The organism is Prosthecobacter sp. (assembly GCF_044378005.1).
In the GTDB taxonomy this organism is placed as follows: Bacteria; Verrucomicrobiota; Verrucomicrobiia; order Verrucomicrobiales; family Verrucomicrobiaceae; genus Prosthecobacter.
On the sequence record NZ_JBILYB010000298.1, the window covers coordinates 1 to 3332 of the forward strand.

At 61.0% G+C, this 3332-nt stretch carries 3 protein-coding genes; all 3 read right to left on the reverse strand.

Features of this window, described 5'->3' with window-relative positions:
* Positions 1–593: sialate O-acetylesterase (locus tag AC6FTP_RS26415; protein WP_497209886.1), on the reverse strand; the 593-nt coding region annotated here is incomplete at its 3' end.
* A 5-nt stretch (positions 594–598) separates the two neighbouring features.
* Complete coding sequence (locus AC6FTP_RS26420; RefSeq protein WP_497209887.1) at positions 599–1870, reverse strand: alpha/beta hydrolase family protein; 1272 nt, start codon at positions 1868–1870, stop codon at positions 599–601.
* A 184-nt stretch (positions 1871–2054) separates the two neighbouring features.
* On the reverse strand, positions 2055–3332 hold a 1278-nt coding region (locus AC6FTP_RS26425; RefSeq protein ID WP_497209888.1), incomplete at its 5' end, for a hypothetical protein.

The following is a 3332-nucleotide window of genomic DNA, read 5'->3' on the forward strand; positions in this document are numbered from 1 at the left end:
GCGATGACAACTTTCATTTGCGGCGCATCGAGATCGCGCCGGAGTGAGGAGATGAGGTTGGTGAGGTGTTGCTGGTATTCTTTCGCCAGCTCGGGCACACGGGCGTCGGACTCGCCCTGCATCCAGAGGAGGGCGGCCGGTTTGATGTCGCCGCCGGGAAAAGCCGTCTTCCACGCGGCGACAAGCTGAGCGTAGGCATGTCCGGCGCGCTGGTCGTGGCCGAGGTTCAAGCGGTCGATGCGAGCGCGGTCATGCTCAGCTTGCCAGACCAGTTGTGAAGTGCCGCCGTGCGCGGCCTTGAAGAGCACGATCTGGCGCCCGGGCATGGCGCGCGCCAAGGCGTGTGCCAGCGTGACCTCTGAACCAATCCTGCCGCTGGCGAGCGGCTGCGGACGGCCCCAGTTCATGAGAGTGACATTCGCAGGCGGTGTGCGCCACTCCGGGGAAAGTTGACCAGCCTGGCCAACGCCTACCATGTTCGACTGGCCAGAAAGGATGAGCACGAGCGGTGGCTCCGCACTGCGCAGCGCGGCCAGCGGTGCGAGCAGCAGGGCTGTGAGCAGGGCGGTGAGTAAGGGGAGAGCGGGTTGCATCGGATTTACTTGGTTCCGGAGTGGGTCTTGAAGTGGCGGTCGGTGAAGTTGAGATATTGCTGCCAGTCGTAACTGGTGATGTCGTGTGGGCCGCTGCGCAGATGATAACCGACCGAATCACCCACGGGCCTCTCTGGAGCCGGCATTTCCGACACGTCGAGGCCGTGCAGACCGAACAGGCGATAAACCGGCTCCGCATGCAGCGCGGACAGAAACTCGCCGCGTGGGTCCGCCCAGCGGTCTTCGGTGGCGCTGGCGACATAGACTGGGCGGGGGGCGATCAGGGCGATGAGTTCGTGCTGGTCCACGGGCAGCGCGGCTTCGTTGCCGGCAAACCGGCGGTAGTTCCGGCAGAACCAGATCTCCGGCGAATGAGTCACCGCCTCGCCGAAAATCCGCCGGGCCAATGCCGCCCCGCCAGCACCGGAGTTGTTCGAGATGGCGATGGCAAAGCGTTCATCCTGCGCCGCCGCCCACAGCGCGGTCTTGCCGGTGCGCGAGTGGCCGATCACCGCCACCTTCTTTGCGTCGATTGAGCCGACGGTTTCAAGATAATCCAAGGCGCGGCTCAAGCCCCAGGCCCACGCGCCGAGGGTGCCCCAGTCGTCCTCCGCGCGTTCGGCGCGGCCTGCTTGGCGCAGCGCATATCCACGCACGCCCTGCCGCCACGCGTCCGGCTTCCCAAAGGTGCCGGAGCCATGTTTGTCCTGCTCGACGTCCGCACCCGCGAAGGTCACGAGCGCGTAGCCGCGTTTCAAAATCATCTCCACCGGCCAGCGACTGGCGTTCTCGCCGCGTTGGGTCTTCGTGTCGCGCGAGGGTCTGATGGCGGGATCGTCATGAACGCCTTGATTGCCGTAGTTGAGGCTGAGAAAGGCGGGCACGGGCTTCGCGATGGCGTTAGGGATGAGCAGCAACAGGTCCATCCGAGGCGCATCGGCCTCCGGGAAGAGACGGATCGTCACCTGCTGTCGTGTCGCGAGGCCGCCGAGCGCGTGGGCGTCCGTTTCGGTGATCTCGTATCGAGGCTCCATCTTCAGTTCTGGCATCCGGCCATAGACGTTCTCAGCGAAGGCGCGCAGGATCTCCGACCGACGCTTTTCCCGCCACCTTTTCGTATCTTCGACCGCCTGCCCATCAAAACACACGAGGGCCTCCGGCAACGTGTAGGAGGGCACTTTCGACTCGTCGTAGTTCGTGTCCGGCGGATCGGCGGAATGCAGCGCGGCGAGTGGCGCGAGCAGCAGGGCGGTGAAGAGGGGGAGTGTGTGTTTCATGCTACTTTTTTTCGAGACTCATCGCCGACATATCCCATTCCTCCAGAGACCTCATTTTCGCACTGCCGATCCGTGCGAAAAACGCCACGCCGAAGCTCCCCCCTGACCCCGGCTCGCCATGGCCGCCAGAGTTCGTGGATGATGGCGAATTTTTCAGTGAGCGATTGAGATGTATGGTGTGCTTTCAACGTGAGAACGGATATTCATTGATCCAATGGAAGCCACGCGAGATGAGCGGGAACTTGGTGTCGGGAATGCGGTGCAGTTTTACTTCCACGGGTTTGCCATCGCTCGTGCCGGTGAGCACGAGTTGATCTGGCTTGGGGCGCGCGAAGGTCAGCACGGCGGAGGGTGGCGGGTCCTTCTTTTTGTCGAAGGCCGTGAGGGTGAGGGTGTGTTTGGTTTCATCGATTTTGCATTGCTGCCAGCGAGCCTTGGAAAGCTCCGCCATCGGCGTGATGACTCCGATAATGCTTGCATCGCTGCCTGGAAATTGGACGCCCTCGATGATGAGGTGATTCCATCTTTGCTTGTCCGTGGAGAGGGGCGGAAGCACTTGAGCTTCGCGTTTGAACTCATCAACGAGCCAGATGCCATGCAGCGGTGCTTTGGGCGCACCTGTTAGTTTTGGCAGCCACATTGGCGTGGTGTTGAGAATCACCATCGTCACGTAGAGCACAAGCACGACAACTTTTGAAACCAGTGCCGCAGTATTGGCCCCACGAGACTTAAAGTGCGGTGGAAAGATCTTCTCTTCGACGGGTTGATGCAGGATGAAGAAGTGCCACAGGCGCTTCAAATCAGGTGCGAGCAATAGCAAACTAAGCAGGAACAGTCTCGATGAGAACAGCTTTACGGGCACATCGTAGCAGAAGTTTAGAACCACCACATGTGCCATCACGCCCGCACAGATCAGGGCACCGAGCATCGTGGTGCGACGAAACAGCAACAGGCAGGCGGACAATACCTCGGCGAATCCGGTGAACATCGTATAAGCCGGAGACGCGGCCATGAAGCGCCATAGCAGACCCATGGGAGATTGCTCGCCGATGGGCTGTAGCATCTCCGCCAATCGCAGTGAACCGAACTGAATGGGCACCAGCTTGTTGATGCCATAGCTAAGCAACGTCAGCGCCAGATAGCCGCGCACCACCAGGCGCAGCAGTTCGTTCAGGTAAACGTAGGCTGCGCGTTTCCGATCCAGCAGTGTCCACAGCACTGTGATGCCGACAGACAGGCCCACCCAGCAAGCAAGCTCGACGTAGTTGAAGGTGGTATCACCGCTGCCATTTGGCAGCACCGTGATCTTCACCTGGAAGACCTGCTGCCCGATCCACTTCACCAAGCGCTCCCATTGCCCGCCGATCCGGCTGAGGCCCGTCAGTTGCCCGAACAAACCAAACGGCTCGAGGATGGCGAGCAGGAGGAAAGAAAACAGAAACCGAAAGCCGATGCGCTTCGG